Genomic DNA, 618 nt, shown 5'->3' with positions numbered 1-618 from the left:
TATTTATTTTGTAGGTGTGGTCTTTTTTCATCATCTTATAGTGCATGATTTTTACGTGTGAAAGTGAGATAATCACAACAAAAACAACTGACAATACAATTTCGACGGATTCATTCAGTTTAAGAGTCAGTGCAAGAATTAATCCGCAAATACCTATTACATAACCTATGTACCAAAAATTCTGGGTTTTTTGTTTTTTCATTTTTTATCCTCCTCGTAAATAAATATTTCTTCGATTGTTAAATTAAAGTACTTAGCAATTTTGTATGCCAATATGATTGACGGGTTATATCTCCCATTTTCCAAAGAACCGACTGTTTGTCTTGATACTTCGAGTGCGTCAGCAAGTTCTTCCTGGGTTATGCCTTTTTCTTTTCTAATTTGTTCAAGTCTATTTTTCACATTACATTCTCCTTTCTAATGGAAAGCTAGCTTTATATATAAGATAATCGTTTCGAAAGTAAATGTCAAGTTTGCTTTCCATTGGATTTAATATCGATAATATTGTTTGCAAAGTTTCATAGTATTCAAGAGAGTAAGAAAAAATAGAAGTATAATTTTCTTTCAGATACTATTTCAGATAGTATTGTTCTTATGGGTAACAGTAGTGAGCTTTCG

Annotated in this window: 1 protein-coding gene and 1 pseudogene; both read right to left on the bottom strand. The window is 30.7% G+C overall.

The window, feature by feature from the left end:
* Positions 1 to 202: pseudogene (locus P0106_RS07170) on the bottom strand (DUF2178 domain-containing protein); the annotation flags it as partial.
* On the bottom strand, positions 199 to 402 hold the full coding sequence (locus P0106_RS07165) for a helix-turn-helix transcriptional regulator (protein ID WP_004113289.1): 204 nt from the start codon (positions 400 to 402) through the stop codon (positions 199 to 201). The pseudogene P0106_RS07170 and the gene P0106_RS07165, both read right to left, overlap by 4 nt.
* Between the last annotated feature and the right edge of the window lie 216 nt (positions 403 to 618).

The organism is Gardnerella sp. c11Ua_71 (assembly GCF_055818025.1).
The sequence above is the reverse complement of the archived record's forward strand: the minus strand, read 5'-3'. Positions and strand labels throughout refer to the sequence as shown.